Here is a 733-nt window from a genome sequence, read left to right as displayed (position 1 = left end):
AGTTGCACCGGTAATAGTGGTGCTGACAGTCGAACCATTGTTGTAGACGTCGTTAGCCGGAGTTTCAAAGACTACCGAGCCTGCAGATTTGCCGGCTTCGATGACGATGGTCTGGCCATTAGAAAGCGTCACAGTCACCGGCGTCTGCGCAGGGTTGGTCAGCGTCGCGGTGTAAGTGATTTGACCGCCTTCGGTGACAGTCTCGCCCGCCGTCAACGTGACGGTAGTGGTATCAATCGAATCAGTAATCGTAGTGACCGCAGGCGCAGTGCTCGGCACCAGATTTTCAAAGTTGCCGCCCGTTGCCCCAGTAATAGTGGTGCTAACAGTCGAACCATTGTTGTAAACGTCGTTAGCCGGCGTATCCACCACGACCGTGCCAACCGACTCACCCGCCTTGATGGTGATCACCGAGCCATTGCTCAAAGTGACCGTCACCGGCGTCTGTGCAGGGTTGGTCAGTGTCGCGGTGTAAGTGATCTGACCGCCTTCGGTGACAGTCTCGCCCGCCGTCAACGTAACAGTGGTGGTATCAACCGAATCAGTAATCGTAGTAACCGCAGGCGCAGTGCTCGGCACCAGGTTCTCAAAGTTACCGCCCGTTGCCCCAGTAATCGTGGTGCTGACAGTCGAACCATTGTTGTAAACGTCGTTAGCCGGCGTATCCACCACCACGGTGCCAACCGATTCTCCGGCCTTGATGGTAATCACCGAGCCATTGCTCAAAGTGACC

At 55.8% G+C, this 733-nt stretch carries 1 protein-coding gene; it reads right to left on the bottom strand.

Annotated features, from left to right (window positions below; all coding sequences use genetic code 11):
* Positions 1-733, bottom strand: a 733-nt coding sequence (locus tag L8K08_RS30165) for an immunoglobulin-like domain-containing protein (RefSeq protein ID WP_242201986.1), incomplete at both ends; no start/stop codon positions are given.

This window comes from Pseudomonas sp. TREG-RG-20F-10-E-6-01, assembly GCF_022662455.1.
GTDB lineage: Bacteria > Pseudomonadota > Gammaproteobacteria > Pseudomonadales > Pseudomonadaceae > Aquipseudomonas.
Note: the sequence above shows the minus strand (reverse complement) of the source record. Positions and strands in the feature narration are given on the sequence as shown.